The sequence below is a fragment of the Streptococcus mitis genome (assembly GCF_009496205.1).
GTDB lineage: Bacteria > Bacillota > Bacilli > Lactobacillales > Streptococcaceae > Streptococcus > Streptococcus mitis_BN.
Genome location: NZ_WIJO01000049.1, coordinates 1 through 16,090, shown reverse-complemented (window position 1 = coordinate 16,090; position 16,090 = coordinate 1). Strand labels below are relative to the sequence as shown.

Annotated in this window: 11 protein-coding genes and 1 pseudogene; 5 read left to right on the top strand and 7 right to left on the bottom strand. The window is 38.1% G+C overall.

The annotated features are described in order from the left end of the window. Window positions 1–89: 89 nt before the first annotated feature. A complete protein-coding gene (locus GEZ85_RS08075; protein ID WP_153214818.1) occupies window positions 90–1,418 on the top strand; it encodes a hypothetical protein in 1,329 nt (442 codons plus the stop codon). A gap of 547 nt (window positions 1,419–1,965) precedes the next feature. Here GEZ85_RS08075 and GEZ85_RS08070 read toward each other — a convergent pair. From GEZ85_RS08070 to GEZ85_RS08040, 7 genes and pseudogenes are all read right to left on the bottom strand, one after another. Next, window positions 1,966–2,730 (bottom strand): annotated as a pseudogene (locus GEZ85_RS08070) (tyrosine-type recombinase/integrase); the annotation flags it as partial. A gap of 194 nt (window positions 2,731–2,924) precedes the next feature. Further along, window positions 2,925–8,750 carry an alpha-L-fucosidase gene (locus tag GEZ85_RS08065; protein WP_153210011.1) on the bottom strand — a complete coding sequence of 1,942 codons (5,826 nt, stop codon included), beginning with the start codon at window positions 8,748–8,750 and terminating at the stop codon, window positions 2,925–2,927. 341 nt (window positions 8,751–9,091) lie between these two features. Further along, on the bottom strand, window positions 9,092–9,568 hold the full coding sequence (locus GEZ85_RS08060) for a glutathione peroxidase (RefSeq protein WP_153210012.1): 477 nt from the start codon (window positions 9,566–9,568) through the stop codon (window positions 9,092–9,094). Further along, window positions 9,565–10,143, bottom strand: a complete 579-nt coding sequence (locus tag GEZ85_RS08055) for a DUF3278 domain-containing protein (RefSeq protein ID WP_153210013.1) — start codon at window positions 10,141–10,143, stop codon at window positions 9,565–9,567. Before GEZ85_RS08055 ends, GEZ85_RS08060 begins: the two co-directional genes overlap by 4 nt. A gap of 26 nt (window positions 10,144–10,169) precedes the next feature. After that, window positions 10,170–10,496 (bottom strand): hypothetical protein, encoded by a 327-nt coding sequence (locus GEZ85_RS08050; protein ID WP_153199615.1) that lies wholly within the window; start codon window positions 10,494–10,496, stop codon window positions 10,170–10,172. A 10-nt stretch (window positions 10,497–10,506) separates the two neighbouring features. Then, window positions 10,507–11,049, bottom strand: coding sequence for a DUF3278 domain-containing protein (locus GEZ85_RS08045; RefSeq protein WP_153210014.1), 543 nt, complete (start codon window positions 11,047–11,049; stop codon window positions 10,507–10,509). Window positions 11,050–11,064: 15 nt separating this feature from the next. Beyond that, a complete protein-coding gene (locus GEZ85_RS08040; protein ID WP_001082471.1) occupies window positions 11,065–11,259 on the bottom strand; it encodes a helix-turn-helix transcriptional regulator in 195 nt (64 codons plus the stop codon). Window positions 11,260–11,425: 166 nt separating this feature from the next. Here GEZ85_RS08040 and rsmH point away from each other — a divergent pair, with 166 nt between their 5' ends. Genes rsmH through mraY form a run of 4 tightly spaced genes read left to right on the top strand, consistent with a single transcriptional unit; the run spans window position 11,426 to window position 15,941 of the window. Then, a complete protein-coding gene (gene rsmH / locus GEZ85_RS08035; RefSeq protein WP_000159402.1) occupies window positions 11,426–12,376 on the top strand; it encodes a 16S rRNA (cytosine(1402)-N(4))-methyltransferase RsmH in 951 nt (316 codons plus the stop codon). A 9-nt stretch (window positions 12,377–12,385) separates the two neighbouring features. Next, the gene (gene ftsL / locus GEZ85_RS08030; RefSeq protein ID WP_084928807.1) at window positions 12,386–12,703 is read left to right on the top strand and encodes a cell division protein FtsL; all 318 of its coding nucleotides are present in this window, start codon (window positions 12,386–12,388) and stop codon (window positions 12,701–12,703) included. Window positions 12,704–12,706: 3 nt separating this feature from the next. After that, entirely contained in the window at window positions 12,707–14,959 is a 2,253-nt protein-coding gene (gene pbp2x, locus GEZ85_RS08025; RefSeq protein WP_153210015.1) for a penicillin-binding protein PBP2X, read from the top strand. A 1-nt stretch (window position 14,960) separates the two neighbouring features. Beyond that, window positions 14,961–15,941 (top strand): phospho-N-acetylmuramoyl-pentapeptide-transferase, encoded by a 981-nt coding sequence (gene mraY / locus GEZ85_RS08020; protein WP_153210016.1) that lies wholly within the window; start codon window positions 14,961–14,963, stop codon window positions 15,939–15,941. The last annotated feature ends 149 nt before the right edge of the window (window positions 15,942–16,090 follow it).

Here is a 16,090-nt window from a genome sequence, read left to right as displayed (position 1 = left end):
CTCTTATATTTAACTACTTATTAAATAGCAGTTTTATCTTATAAAATATTTTTTGTTCTACATACATATCTTAAAAAGGAGATAATATTTTGAGAAATATGACAGACAGACAGGATTATTTTAAGTCCAACACTCGGGGAGTTGGACTATTTATTACTTTTATATTTTTTTTTCCTATTATAGTTAAGACGATTAGATACTTCGTTTATCACGGAGCTAAAATCCCTTCGGAACCTTTGAAATTAGTACTCAATGTTTTGGTTGAAAATTTTGCTTTTTATGCGACTGCACTAGCTATTTCTTTCACGGTATATGTATTTGTTAGTGATGAAAGAAATAGATACAATGATGAAAGAAAAGAACGAGAAAAAGAGCGAGAAAAAGAACGAGAAAGAAAAGAACGAGAAAAAGAACGAGAAAGAAAAGAACGAGAAAAAGAACGAGAAAGAAATGTAAAAGAAAAGGAAAAAGAATTAGAACAATACAAAGATCATTATAGACCTAGTTTTGTGGTTGACGATACTAAAGGTATAATTTTGATAATGCGAGAAGATACTTTATATTTAGAGAATATAAAGTATTATGATTCTAGCGCCAATACGAAAAATTGTATTAGTAAAGTATCTTTAAAGTCAGGAGAAGTTGTTTCTAAAGAGATACCACGTTCATTTTATATTACCGCTACAACAATAATTGGTGAGGAAATTCTTTTTGGGTATCTCAATGGAAGCATAAAGATTTATAAATATCTAAAATCGAAGGGGAATGCATTATATCCTGGTATTAAAAATCATAGTTATATAGTAGCTTCTAAAAATTGGGGAGACTACAACAATATTAGTGTGCCGACTGATTCAACGTTATCTGAAATTTTCTTTTATAACACATACGAAATTAGAGAAAAGATTTTTCTGAACACAAATAAAATGAAAGGCATTATTGATTCAAGGAATTTTAATGAACTCTTAAACTCCTTGTTTGAGTTGCTTTCTTATGAAATTGAAGCAAATACAGTTGAACTTTCTAGTGTCTATTCAATATTGCTATCTGTGTTAGATACTTTAAAATATAACACAGATTGTTTTGATGAAATTAAAAAATCTGATTTTGATATAAACTATATATTAGCTAAAGAGTCTTATATAATCAACAGTCTACCAACAGCAATTGCTTATTTTAATTTATTAGATGATATTAATGATTTTTTTATGATAGATTTTATTGATTATATACAAACAAATCTACTTCTATTAAGAACTGGAAAACAGATTGACGAATCTACTGAAAAATTTGTTTTAAGAGCTATTATAGGTGTTCTAATTGAGATTTTTGATAAAACAAGTATACCTAGTTTAGGAAATATTCCTTTCATTGTTTTAAAAGCTAGTATCTTTAATAATATTCACTTAAAAAAATAGTGTAGATATTGCTTTAGGCGTATCAATAATTTTTTGTAAATACCAACTTGAAATTTAGTTTAATAACTAAAAAAGCAGTCGATTTCTCAACTACATAAGCTCCGAAAACTAAAAAGTGATAACCCTTTGATAACCTTTTGATTTTTAAAAGGGTTATATATGTAAATATTGAGGATTTATCTCTCAAAATTACTTAACTTTAGTGATAATTTACCATAAATATCATGATGTAGAAAAAACCAGGTCTTAAGAAAGCTCGTAAAGCATCACAATTTAGTAAACGTTAATTCGAAAGAATTACTATACTTACAAAGAGCACCTTTCGGGGTGTTCTTTTTTGTACTTTCTTGCTAAATTGGTGTAATTGACACAGTTGTTGCGACTTTAGTCGTTTACAAATGTGGCTGCAACCTGACAAGGTCAGTTGCCTCAAAACGTTAATCAATACGATTATATCAACGTTTCAAAGCACTCAAGAGTTTACCTCATGGGTGCTTTTTTTATGTTTTTTTTAAAAGTTTACCTCAAAGTTCACCTTATTTTTACCTTATTGTTTTAGAGACTTTAAAGCAAATTCACCAACTGCCATAGGAACTACATTAGAAGTATTGACATAAATTTGAGTTGTACCTGTATCGCTATGCGTTAGTGCTTCAGAAATTGCTTCTAAGCTCATTCCTGCTTGTTTAGCAAGTGTCGCTCCTGTGTGTCGCAGTTTATGAGGTGTAGCATGTGTCAGCTCTTTGTGTCGCTTTCTAATACTTTTCATTTTATTGTTTAGATAGTCAGCGTGTAAAGGCTTATTGATGTTTCCTTTTGTGTCGATATATGTAAAAACAAATTGTTCTGGATTACTGATGATGCCAAACTTTACTAGTTCATATTTTTGTTGCTCTTTCCAAGAGGTAAGGAGCTGAAGTAAGTCATTAGAAATAGAGAAAATAGTTTTCTTATTTCCCTTAGTAGATTTTATTTGTCCATATCTATCTAAAGCTTGAATTAGCTGAATCTGTGATTTCGAAAAGTCGATATGTTTCCATTGAAGAGCATAGGTTTCAGATTTTCTATCATCTAAGAAAAAAGTGAGATAAAATAGGACATAATCTTTCAGAGTTATTTTATCATTATCTAAATCTTCTTGAAATGCTGAGAACCATTCTTGGAGTTGTTCATGAGTTAGATATAAATCTTCCCCTCTCTTTGACTCTGCAAGTTGAATCTTTTTAGTGGCCTTTATTCTTCTTAATATTTTTGCAACTTTATTAGCTTCTATATACTCAAGTTCTTCTGCCCAGTCAAAGATAGAATGAACTGCACCCCAAAAGATAGATTTTTTCTGTCTAACTTTTTGGGGCCAGTTCAATAATCATTCTGTTTTATATATACTAAGACGTACATAGAAATTTATGTATTTTTTTTTGATTTATATATAGAAAAAGAGAAGACCGGCTGGCCTTCTCTTTGGGGGAACTAGAATCATTGAAAAGAATTAAGTAAAGATTTTAATTAGTCTTTGAAATTCTTTTGGAAGATGAGTAGAGACAATATTGAAGTAATAGCAGCCAAGAATAAGAAGGCATCTGCTTCTTGCTCTCCAGTTTCTGGGAGTTGTTTTTCCTTGTCTTGTTTAACTGTAGTAGCAACAGGTGCTTTTTCATCTTTTCTTGGTGAATCTTCTGTTACAACTGCAGGAGCTGGTTTTTCAGTTTCTCTAGGTACAACATACTCAGGGAGAGTCACAACTGGTGGTGCCTCTGTTCCTACAGAGCTTTGTTTCGTTCCAACTTCAATCACTCGGTCTAGAGCTGGAGTTGATTCAGTTTGAACTACTTTACGATTGCTGCCATCTACTTCGACATACTCGATTATAGCACCATCTTTCCCTTCTGCTAGAACTTTCTCTTTTCCTTTATCTAAGTTTGGATTTTCGCGACGGATAGTCTTGAATGGCACTGCCTTCTTGACAATATCCAAACTTGGGAGATGGAAGACAAGCTCTTTAACTCCTTCTTCAGGACTTGAAGAAGTAATTGGTTTTTCAGGCTGTTTTGGTTCAACTGGTTGTTCTGGTTGGCTAGATTGCAATTGCTTGATTTGTTCAAGAGCGTTATTGAGGGCTTTATTGACGTCTTCTTGAGTCTTCGCTTCTTGGATAGCTGCGATTGCTTTATCAGTAATTTCAACTAATTTTTTCTTAGCATCGTTGTTAGTACCAAGTTCAGCCACTTTTTTCTCAATAGCTTCAGTCAAGCTAGCCATAGCCTTATCATAATTGATTTCAGGCTGTTCAGGTTGTTTCGGATCAACCGGTTGTTCTGGTTGGCTAGGTTGCAATTGCTTGATTTGTTCAAGAGCGTTGTTGAGGGCTTTATTGACGTCTTCTTGAGTCTTCGCTTCTTGGATAGCTGCGATTGCTTTATCAGTAATTTCAACTAATTTTTTCTTAGCATCGTTGTTAGTACCAAGTTCAGCCACTTTTTTCTCGATAGCTTCAGTCAAGCTAGCCATAGCCTTATCGTAATTGATTTCAGGCTGTTCCGGCTGTTTTGGTTCAACTGGTTGTTCTGGGCTTGTTTCGTCTCCAGGTTTTTTGTAATTTTCATCTTTGCTAAGAATATCTTGCAAAGTAGTGACTGTTGACATCACATCTTGTACATTTACCGTATCAGAACTTAATTGTGCAGTGAGTTTATCAAGATTAGACTTGAACGCTTGGCGTGCAGTTGCAGTATCTTTCAATCCAGCAGGATTAAAGTTAGACAAATCTTCTTTCCATTTAGAGATAGATTGAAGGATTTCTGCTTTGCTGTATAGCTCGCTTCCTTCGCCTTTTGTAATGAATTGATCCACTTGCATACCAATATTTTTAGTCAAATCATTCTTGTCAGGGTCTAGTTGGAGAGTTACTGCGTGCAAGTTTTCATCAAGTCCTTTTAGGTTGACTAGAGTCTGATCACCTTGACGGTTAGCGGCATGACCGCTAAAGTATTTCTTGCCATCAATAGTAGATGCATTTCCCATTCCATCTTGATAGGTGACTTCCTTACCGTCAAGGAATACTTTATAGACACCATGACCTGGGTCAACAAATCCTTTGATTTCTAAGCCTGTACCATAGAAATAAGCAGTCACAGTTGTCTTTTTCTTCTGATCCTCTGTCAGATGTCCAAATGATACCCATGATTCAGTATTTTGGTATTTACCAGAAGAGTTGGTTTCGTGTCTCCAGCCAGGACTGTAATCTAATTGACTAGCTTGGTCGTCGTAATTTGTCTGATCTTTCTTCAATAAATCAGCCTTCATTACTCGAATAGTTGCATCGGTAGCAAAACCGAGTAGGGCGCCATCAGACACAGAAGTGAGTTTTGCTTTGAAGTCAAAGATTGAGTCAGCTTGTTCTGTGAAGTCGATAGTTGGAATGGTAACAGTTTTCTCTGTTTCACCATCTGCAAAGGTCACATCTTGAGTTGTATCTTGGTAAACCTTACCGTGAACACCTGTTCCAGGTTCCGTAATGAAGCGAACGGTAGCAGCTCCCTTGCTTCCACCAACACGCTTAATTGTAACGGTAACAGGTTTTCCTTTTTCGACATCGTAAGAAGTTGCTTCAAGCTCAAACATACCCTTGCTGTTATTGTTTAGAGTGTAGATTCCTTCTGTAGCAATTGGTTCACCTGTTTTGTTAACGAGAGTAATAGTGTGTTCTCCAGGTGCTAAATCACCAGTTTCGTAAACTTTTTGGCTACGTTTACGGCTACTGTTCTTGGTTTGTACATCTGCGACTTTTTGACCATCCACGTATACAGACATTTCACCATGGTTTGGATCTACTGTTGATACAACATAGGCCTTGGTTCCTGTGAAACGATAGGTGACTTTGGCGTCTTTCTTGTTGGTCCACATAGAAGTACCGCGGATACCTTCCGATTCATTGTACCAAGTTGTACCTTCCTTGTCAGCCGTTGTATTTGAGTGGTATTCTAGTCCAAGAGGATATCCATCATTCTTTTCGATAGTGCTTGGAGTTTTATAGACTGAGAAGTTGGTTAGGATTGGTGTGGCTTGTGAGCCAGTAATCGTAACTCGGATTTTTTGTGCTTCTACAGGTTGACCCTGGATTAAACGACGATAGCCTACGGTTGAACCTTCACCATATGGAACCCAACGTCCGTTGATTTCGACTTCAATCTTGAATCCAGAAATACGTTGTCCTTTGGCAATATCTTCCTTGAGTTCTACGACATCAAAACGTCTCTTTTGTCCTAAATCAACTGTGAAGCTACCAGTTGTAGCATCATTTGAAAGTGCCCAGCTAGTATCATCTTTACCGTCTGTAAGATGGCTTTCTTTGTAGAGATGGTTCTGACGAGTAGAACTTGCTGTTACAGTCGCACCTTTGGCAAAGTCAGTCGCATACATTTGATCTAGAGTCGCTTTGAATTCTTTCAAGCGAGCCACGTCAGCATCTGCGAATTTACCTTCTTTGTTTGGTGGGATGTTGAGAAGAAGTGGCGTTCCACGACCAACAGACTTGAAGTAGATATCCATCAATTCTTTGAGGGATTTTGGTTGCTGGTTATCGTGGTAGAACCAACCAGAACGGATTGAAACGTCAGCTTCCCCTACAGAGTACATATCTCCGTCAGGGTCACCGTGGTTAAGGTATTCGTTCTTAACATTTTCGGTGATGTTGGCTTTCTTGACCTTATGCCATACAGGGTCACCTGCGATACCACGTTCATTTCCGATCCAACGAATACTTGTTGGTTGTGCAGAGAAGATAGCGATATCTCCTTCTGCTTCCTTAATATATTTGAACCATTCGTCAAAGGTGTAGGTTACTTTCTGAGCACCGCTACCACGCGCACCATCCATCCAAACTTCAATGAATTTACCTTTGTTTCCGTATTTTGGATTTCCAAGAATTTCTTTTAGTTGGTTGAGATAATATTCGTTGTATTCTTTTTCTGTATCAACCTTGTATTTAGGGCTATTAACATCCCATGGTGATAGGTAAACACCCATGTTCATATCGTATTTAGTAGCAGATTTAGAGATTTCTTCTAAAAGGTCACCCTTTCCATCTTTCCATGGACTTGCAGCTACGGTATGATTTGTATATTTAGATGGGTAAATAACGAAACCATCGTGGTGTTTGACAACCATAATAGTTCGTTTAAAACCAGTTTCTTTTAGAGTACGGATCCATTGATCTGTATCTAAGTTAGTTGGATTGAAGTTTTTAGGATCTTCATTTCCATGTCCCCATTCAGAATTAGTATAAGTATTCATACCATAGTGGATGAAGGCAGCTAATTCTTCCTTGTGATAATCAAGTTGAGCCTTGCTTGGAAGCGGACCGTGATTTCCGATTTCTGTTTCTTTATCTTCTGGATGAGCAGCAGGTAAAACATTTGAAGTCGGATTAGAGCTATCAGAGATTTTTTCGTATTCAAAGACGACATCATTCACACCCTTGTGCTGGATGTTGGCTTCTAAGCGTGGAGTGATTGCGCGGTAGCCTGCGATTTCTTTTGCTTCAAAAGTGTTTACAAAGGAAACATCGTATTCTTTTCCGTCATTATTATCAGTAACAACATCTGCTAATTCTTGCTCTGAGCCTTTCAAACGATAATGAATGGCAAATGAACCTTTATTCACTTTATAAACCACCTTGATGACCCGTGTTCCTGGAGCTGTTTTGCTGACGACGTTGTAGGTCCACTCATCTTTGAGTTGCTTGTTGATTTCGAAACCATCAATAGAGACAATCTGGTATTTCTCTTGATTTTTTGTATAGAAGTCAGTCTTAGCGATTTCTTTTTTGAAGTCATAATCAAAAGCTGTTCCAACTTCAGTCTTTTCAACGAAAGTATCATCAGTTTTGATTGGATTACCAGTTTCATCTACGTGTTGAACCACTACACGTCCGTAATCGATTCCTTTAATGAGTGTCGCAACACCATTTTCATCGAAAGAATATTGATTTTCACCAATAACAGCAGTTTTATTTCTGAACATTTCTCCTTCAGGAGTAAAGTAATATCGTTTCCCGTTATCACCTTGGTACCAACCTTTGACACCATATTTTGCGATAATATCTTTTACCCATTTGACTTGCTCAGGTGAGAGGACAATCCCACCACCGAAACGGTCTTTGTCAGGGATGCCGTTTTCAATTGTGCCGTGTTGGTGAACACCGACTACTTTACCATCACCATTGATAATACCAGCACCTGAAAGGCCTGAAACAGAAGTCATATGATAGGTGATGCCTTTTGAGCCTTTATCATCATATTTATCAACAGATTTCACGACACCATCAGCCTTGTAAAGTTGACCCGCGACAATTGGTTTTTTGAGCTCAGGTGAGCTTGAATCGGTCGGATATCCAATCGTGCTAACAGGGTCCCCTGGTTGATAGGTTTTGTTTTCTGCCAAGGGAACAAAGGTAGCAGCTTTATTTGGACTAGCGATTTGAAGAGGAACAGGTGCTACAACAGCAGCCAAGTCATTTTGATATCCTTTTCCAAATTCTTTCTTGTTCCAAAAATGAATATCTTCTTCTTTGAAGAGAGTAGTATTACCCGTTACAGGTTGAGAATTGCGAACAGCAGAATTAGAACCGAGGTTATAGTAAAACTTAGCAGAATCTCCACCTCGAATATGTCCTTCTTTTGTATCACGGTTTGATTCTAAAAAGTTGTGGGCAACAGTCAAGATGACATTTGGTGCCACAAAAATACCAGAACCAGACACGATATAGCGTTGGGAACCACCATTGTAAATGGTATAAATCATACTAGCAGCAGTAGCAGGTTGTCCTTCATAAGGGACGTGCTTCAAATCTAGACCACCGTTGATGATCGCACGATTACCATTTTCAGCTTCTTTTGGAAGTTCTTCCTTGTTTTTTAGAATGCTTTCTGTCTCAACTTTAGGGCTATCCTTCTTGTCTACGATTGCTGAAGTATCTATGTTTTTCACGGGCGTGTCAGGATAAGCTTGATCGTGGATTTCTTCAGGAAGTAAGTCGGTAGTTTTAGTATCTGCTACAGATTTTTCTTCTACTGGTTTAACAGTTTTCTCTGCTTGCTCTGACTCTTGAGATGTAGAGATTACAGGACTTTCATTTTTGATTTCTGGTTTAGTTTTTTCAGCCTCGGCCAATTTTTCTACGTTTGGTTGAGAACTTGTAGTTTCAACTTTTGCTTCGTCGGCTAGTGCTGTAGCAGATGCAAAAAAAGCGAGACCAACCATAACCGAAGCAACTCCAACGGTTAATTTTCTGATGCTAAAAGTTTGCCCTTTTTCAAAAAGGTATCGATTCATAATGTACTCCTAGTTTGAATAAAGACAGTCAGCTACTGTCTGAGCCCAAGTATGACTTGGAAACGATTTTTCTTTAGCGTTAGTTAATCTTTTTGTAATAGTTTGAGTCTAATCTTCCTCCCGTTTAAGCGCTTTCATTTTAAGATAAAAAAATTAAAATTGCCATCTTAATCTTTAAAATGACCTAATAAACCTTAATATAACAAATATACTAAATTATTCTGAGAAATGCAATAGAGAAAAGCAAGAAAATCCATCTAATTTAAAGAATTTCGTTTACTTTTTAAAGAAAATCCATCCTTCTGTTTTAGGGAGCATAGAAGGATGGATTTTAATGAAGTTTAGAGTAGATTACGTATGGCCTCTTCAATTTGTTTTGGGTCTGTTTTTGAAGAGAATCGTTCAAATACCTGTCCATCTCGACCGATGAGAAACTTAGCGAAATTCCATTCGATTCGTTTTCCCAGTGGGCCAGATTTTTGTTCTTTCAACCAAACATAGAGAGGATCTGCTTCCTTACCGTTGACCTTGATCTTGGCAAAACGTGGGAAAGTGGTTTGATAGTGTAGGCTACAGAAGGCGTTGATTTCCTCTGCGCTGCCGGGTACTTGTCCCATAAACTGATTGCAAGGGAAGTCTAAAATCTCAAAGCCCTGATCTTGATAGCGGTCATAGAGTTCTTGGAGTCCTTGGTACTGGGGCGTTAAACCACATCCGGTAGCAGTATTGACAATCAAGAGAACCTTACCACGATAGGCTTCTAATGGGGTTTCTTGATTATCTTGGTTTAAGACTAAAAAATCGTAGATTGAGGTCATTGTTTGCTTTTCTCTTTCTGCTTGGTATTTTTAGGAGTTTTTTCCTCCTGTAGGGATAGAAATCCGTAGGTCAGGGTTCCAAAAATGCTACCGATAATCAGGCCATACATCAGTAAAGGAACACTTTTATCGAATTGCATGAGTAACTTCACAAAATCTGGAAGTGACATCTGCTGAACGAAGACTTTATGAAAGATGAGTAGGGTAAAGAGGCCAATCTGAAGGCCAATAAACACAACCCAGCTTCGGAATTTGATTTGGCTCTTGCTGTAGGTTTTAAGGATGATTTCTGACTTGTCATCTTTTTCCAGATGGAGTTCTTTGACATTTCTTTGGGTTTTTAAGGTAATGAAATATATAAGGCCAAAGAATATGTAGGGCATGGCATAGCGAACCACCTCTATGAAGCGTCCAAATAATAGATAAAACAAGAAGAGAAAGAAGGAAGAATAAACGATTTGGATCATGGAACGGGCGCAAGCCTTGTAGATAACCTCTTGACGGCATTCATCAAAAGGCCCTTGGATATGAAAGAAATTTCGAAGTAGGCGAGTTGTTAAGTCTTCTTTTTTCATGGGTGATTTCTCCTAAATGAACGATGCTATTTTGTTTCTTTTACGAATTGATAGAGATAATAAAGATAAGTAATAGAAGAAAGGATAGCGATAGTTAGCAGAATATAATATTTCCAATTGATTGAAATGAGCGTCAGTTGTGGTAAGGATAGAATCATAAAGAATAGTGCTAAGTTGAGTATGCGCGTTTTTTGGGAGTCAATCTTTAGATAAGTCAATCCTTTGTTGAGTGCTGGAACAAAGACTGGAAGGAAGACTATATCGTAGATTGGCAAGTTCCCTGAAACGATGATGAAGATGAGCAGTGAAGCAAACAAAAGATGATAGGTAAGTAAAGTCACTAGTGATTTCATAGGGCACCTCCTAATCCTCATCTTGCTCTTTTTTAGTTTTTGCAATGCGACGGGAGATGAGGAACTGTATGCTCGCTCCGAAGAAGATAGAACCGAGAATGCTTGATACACCATTTCTTATAGTGAGAAGAGAATGAAAATAGTCCGGATTTTCACCTATGAGTATACCGAGAAGAGGAGTTATAAAAAACATCCATAGACCAAAGAACAAACCTGCTTTCAGACCAGGGTAGTGTAGTTGCTTGCTTTCTTTCTCATTCAGCATATCTGGATCAATAGCTGTAATCCCTGTTTTTTTCATTTGGTAGGTGACATAGCTAGCAGCGATGAGGGCAATCACTAAAATCAGAGGAGGATAGACCAGAGCCACTAGTTGAGGATATTTATAGGCCAGAACGAGCGGAATAAGATTTCCGAAAATCATCAGATAAAAGAGGAAGATAAAGACTTGATTGCCGATACGATCAGCCTCGCGTCGTTTGTATTCGTCAAGTGGATCAGAAATACCGTATGTGCGCTTGATCAGTTTTTCAGTGAAGGTTTCTTTTTTCATGAGTTGGCTCCTTTTTTAAAAATTATCCTCCCAAAAGAGACTGTTGAGGTCAGTTTGGAGGCTGCGGGCGAGATTGAGACAGAGTTCCAGAGTTGGATTGTACTTGTCGTTTTCAATCATATTGATGGTCTGTCTCGAGACACCGATATCCTTGGCTAGCTCGAGCTGGGAAATGCCCAGTTCCTTGCGAAATTCTTTCACACGATTCATCTGGTCTCCTTTCTGATTTATGTCGTATATATTTGACTATATTATATTCTTCTATGGAGTGAATGTCAAGCATATTTGACATATTTCTTAAAGAAATCTTACTTGTTTTTGCCCTATTTGTCTGACTAGTGCAAGCTAGTCGGATTTATGGTAAAATAGATAAGATATGACAAAAGAATTTCATCATGTAACGGTCTTACTCCACGAAACGATTGATATGCTCGACGTAAAGCCTGACGGTATCTACGTTGATGCGACTTTAGGTGGAGCGGGCCATAGCGAATATTTATTAAGTAAATTAAGTGAAAAAGGCCATCTCTATGCCTTTGACCAGGACCAGAATGCCATTGACAATGCGCAAAAACGCTTGGCTCCCTATATTGAGAAGGGGATGGTGACTTTTATAAAGGATAACTTCCGTCATTTACAGGCACGTTTGCGCGAAGCTGGTGTTCAGGAAATTGATGGAATTTGTTATGACTTAGGAGTGTCTAGTCCTCAATTGGACCAGCGTGAGCGTGGTTTTTCTTATAAAAAGGATGCGCCACTAGACATGCGCATGAATCAGGATGCTAGTCTGACAGCCTATGAGGTAGTGAACCACTATGACTATCATGACTTGGTTCGTATTTTCTTCAAGTATGGTGAGGATAAATTTTCTAAACAGATTGCCCGTAAGATTGAACAAGCGCGTGAAGTCAAGCCAATCGAGACAACGACTGAGTTAGCAGAAATTATCAAGTCGGCCAAACCTGCCAAGGAGCTCAAGAAGAAGGGCCATCCTGCCAAGCAGATTTTCCAGGCTATTCGAATTGAAGTCAATGATGAACTGGGAGCGGCAGATGAATCCATCCAGCAGGCTATGGAGATGTTGGCTCTAGATGGTAGAATTTCAGTGATTACCTTCCATTCACTAGAAGACCGCTTGACCAAACAATTGTTCAAGGAAGCTTCAACTGTGGAAGTTCCCAAAGGTTTGCCTTTCATCCCAGATGATCTCAAGCCCAAGATGGAATTGGTGTCCCGTAAGCCAATCTTGCCTAGTGCGGAAGAGTTAGAAGCCAATAACCGCTCGCATTCGGCTAAGTTACGCGTGGCCAGAAAAATTCACAAGTAAGAGGAAAAAATGGTAGATAAGAAAGAAACAACCAGTCAATTCTTGCAGAATCGTATCAAAAAATTCTCACGTGTGGAGAAGGCTTTTTATCTTTCCATCGCATTTACAGCTCTCGTTTTAGCAGTGAGTATCATCTTTATGCAGACACGACTTTTGCAAGTGCAAAATGATTTGACAAAAATCAATGCACAGATAGAGGAGAAGAAGACAGAGCTGGACGATGCCAAGCAGGAAGTGAATGAATTGATTCGTTCAGAGCGTTTGAAAGAGATTGCAGATAAAAAAGATTTGAAATTGAATAATGAAAATATCCGAACAGCGGAGTAAGATATGAAATGGACAGAAAAAATAACCCGATTTGCGATAAAAAATCGTAAATCTCCAGCAAAAAACCGTAGGATAGTTGGTAAGTACCTCAGCTTTGTGGCGGTTGCCCTTTTTGGCATCTTTTTGGCCAATTTTGCTTATATTATCGCGAAAGGTAATATATTTGGTACTGACTTGGTAAAAGAAGCTAAAAAGGTTCACCAAACAACCCGTACAGTTCCTGCCAAACGTGGAACTATCTATGACCGAAATGGAGTGCCTATCGCAGAAGATGCGACCTCTTATAATGTCTATGCTGTTATTGATAAAAAATACAAGTCAGCAACGGGGAAAATTCTTTATGTAGAGGATTCGCAGTTTAATAAGGTAGCTGAAGTTTTCCATAAGTATTTGGATATGGATGAAGCCTATGTAAAAGAACAACTGGCTCAACCAAATCTGACCCAGGTTTCCTTTGGTGCCAAAGGAAATGGGATTACCTATGCCAATATGATGGCCATTAAAAAAGATTTAAAAGATGCTAGTGTGGAAGGGATTGACTTTACAACTAGCCCTAACAGAAGCTACCCAAATGGACAATTTGCTTCTAGTTTTATTGGTTTAGCCCAACTCCATGAAAATGAGGACGGCAGTAAGAGTTTATTAGGAACCTCTGGTCTAGAGAGTTCGTTAAATACCATTCTTGCGGGGACAGACGGTATTATTACCTATGAAAAAGACCGTGTAGGAAATATCGTACCAGGTACAGAACAGGTATCGCAACAAACTGTGGATGGCAAGGATGTTTATACAACATTGTCTAGCCCGCTCCAATCTTTCATGGAAACTCAGATGGATGCCTTTCTACAAAAAGTAAAAGGTAAGTATATGACCGCGACCTTGGTCAGTGCAAAGACCGGTGAAATCCTCGCTACCACCCAACGACCTACCTTTAATGCAGATACTAAAGAAGGAATCACTGAGGACTTTGTTTGGCGTGATATTCTTTATCAAAGTAACTATGAACCAGGATCAGCCATGAAGGTTATGACGTTAGCTTCTTCTATTGATAATAATACCTTCCCAAGTGGAGAATACTTCAATAGCAGTGAATTAAAAATAGCGGATGCGACGATTCGAGATTGGGATGTTAATGATGGTTTGACTACTGGTGGGATGATGACTTTCTCACAAGGTTTCGCTCACTCCAGTAATGTTGGAATGAGTCTACTTGAACAAAAAATGGGAGATACTACTTGGTTGGATTATCTAAACCGTTTTAAATTTGGAGTTCCAACTCGTTTTGGTCTGACTGATGAGTATACAGGTCAATTGCCTGCAGATAATATTGTCAATATTGCCATGAGTGCATTTGGTCAGGGGATTTCTGTAACGCAGACCCAGATGCTACGTGCTTTTACAGCCATTGCCAATGATGGCGTCATGCTAGAGCCTAAATTTATTACGGCCTTGTATGATCCAAATGACCAATCTGTTCGTAAATCTCAAAAAGAGGTTGTCGGAAATCCTGTATCGAAAGAAGCGGCATCAGTCACGCGTGACCACATGGTTATGGTTGGAACAGACCCTACATATGGAACTATGTATAATCATAGTACAGGCAAGGCAACTGTCAATGTTCCGGGTCAGAATGTGGCCCTTAAATCAGGGACTGCCCAAATCGCTGACGAGAAAAATGGAGGCTACTTGGTTGGTTCTACCAACTACATTTTCTCGGTTGTGGCTATGAACCCTGCTGAAAATCCTGATTTTATCTTGTATGTAACGGTTCAACAGCCTGAACATTATTCAGGTATCCAATTGGGAGAATTTGCCAACCCAATCTTGGAGCGGGCTTCAGCTATGAAAGAATCTCTCAATCTTCAATCTCCAGCCAAGAATTTAGATAAAGTTACGACAGAATCTTCTTATGCAATGCCTAGCATCAAGGATATTTCACCTGGTGAGTTGGCGGAAGCCTTACGCCGAAATATTGTGCAACCAATCGTTGTAGGTACTGGAACAAAGATTAAAGAGACTTCTGTAGAAGAAGGGACCAATCTTGCACCAAACCAACAAGTTCTCCTTTTATCGGATAAGGTAGAAGAAATTCCAGACATGTATGGCTGGAAAAAAGAGACTGCCGAGACCTTTGCTAAATGGTTGGATATCGAGCTGGAATTTGAAGGTTCAGGTTCCGTCGTTCAGAAGCAGGATGTTCGGACTAATACAGCTATCAAAAACATTAAAAAAATTAAATTAACTTTAGGAGACTAATATGTTTATTTCTATCAGTGCTGGAATTGTGACATTTTTGCTAACTTTAGTAGGAATTCCAGCCTTTATCCAATTTTATAGAAAGGCGCAAATTACAGGCCAGCAGATGCATGAGGATGTTAAACAGCACCAGGCAAAAGCTGGGACTCCTACCATGGGAGGTTTGGTTTTCTTAATTGCTTCTGTTTTAGTTGCTTTCTTTTTCGCCCTATTTAGTAATCAACTCAGCAATAATGTTGGTATGATTTTATTTATCTTGGTTCTTTATGGTTTAATCGGATTTTTAGATGACTTCCTCAAGGTCTTCCGTAAAATCAATGAGGGCCTTAATCCCAAACAGAAATTGGCTCTTCAGCTTCTAGGTGGCGTCATTTTCTACCTTTTCTATGAGCGTGGTGGCGATATGCTTTCTGTCTTTGGTTATCAAGTACATCTAGGGATTTTCTATATTGTCTTCGCTCTTTTCTGGCTAGTTGGTTTTTCAAACGCAGTGAACTTGACAGATGGTATTGACGGTCTGGCTAGTATTTCCGTTGTGATTAGTTTGTCTGCCTATGGCGTTATTGCCTATGTGCAAGGTCAGATGGATATCCTTCTAGTGATTCTTGCCATGATTGGTGGTTTGCTCGGTTTCTTTGTCTTTAACCATAAGCCTGCTAAGGTCTTTATGGGAGATGTGGGAAGTTTGGCTCTCGGTGGAATGCTGGCAGCTATTTCAATGGCTCTCCACCAAGAATGGACTCTCTTGATTATCGGAATTATTTATGTCTTTGAAACAACTTCGGTTATGATGCAAGTCGGCTATTTCAAAATGACTGGTGGTAAACGTATTTTCCGTATGACGCCTGTGCATCACCATTTTGAGCTTGGAGGATTGTCTGGTAAAGGAAATCCTTGGAGCGAGTGGAAGGTTGACTTCTTCTTTTGGGGAGTGGGGCTTCTAGCAAGTCTCTTGACGTTAGCAATTTTATACCTACTGTAAAAAATAATCTAGTGTTTCGATTGTACTACACGAAAACGGACGATAGTAACGTATGCAGATAGTCTAGTAGATAATATAAAGTAATAAAAATTTCTAAAATAATGATATAAGATACTTACTCAAGGTATAATACGAGTTAAGTAATAGAA

Bases quoted from the DNA above. Each gene is read 5' to 3' on its own strand.
- GEZ85_RS08060 (WP_153210012.1), bottom strand. From the start codon at position 9,568: ATGACCTCAATCTACGATTTTTTAGTCTTAAACCAAGATAATCAAGAA.
- GEZ85_RS08055 (WP_153210013.1), bottom strand. From the start codon at position 10,143: ATGAAAAAAGAAGACTTAACAACTCGCCTACTTCGAAATTTCTTTCAT.
- GEZ85_RS08065 (WP_153210011.1), bottom strand. From the start codon at position 8,750: ATGAATCGATACCTTTTTGAAAAAGGGCAAACTTTTAGCATCAGAAAA.
- GEZ85_RS08040 (WP_001082471.1), bottom strand. From the start codon at position 11,259: ATGAATCGTGTGAAAGAATTTCGCAAGGAACTGGGCATTTCCCAGCTC.
- GEZ85_RS08045 (WP_153210014.1), bottom strand. From the start codon at position 11,049: ATGAAAAAAGAAACCTTCACTGAAAAACTGATCAAGCGCACATACGGT.
- pbp2x (WP_153210015.1), top strand. From the start codon at position 12,707: ATGAAATGGACAGAAAAAATAACCCGATTTGCGATAAAAAATCGTAAA.
- mraY (WP_153210016.1), top strand. From the start codon at position 14,961: ATGTTTATTTCTATCAGTGCTGGAATTGTGACATTTTTGCTAACTTTA.
- rsmH (WP_000159402.1), top strand. From the start codon at position 11,426: ATGACAAAAGAATTTCATCATGTAACGGTCTTACTCCACGAAACGATT.
- GEZ85_RS08050 (WP_153199615.1), bottom strand. From the start codon at position 10,496: ATGAAATCACTAGTGACTTTACTTACCTATCATCTTTTGTTTGCTTCA.
- ftsL (WP_084928807.1), top strand. From the start codon at position 12,386: ATGGTAGATAAGAAAGAAACAACCAGTCAATTCTTGCAGAATCGTATC.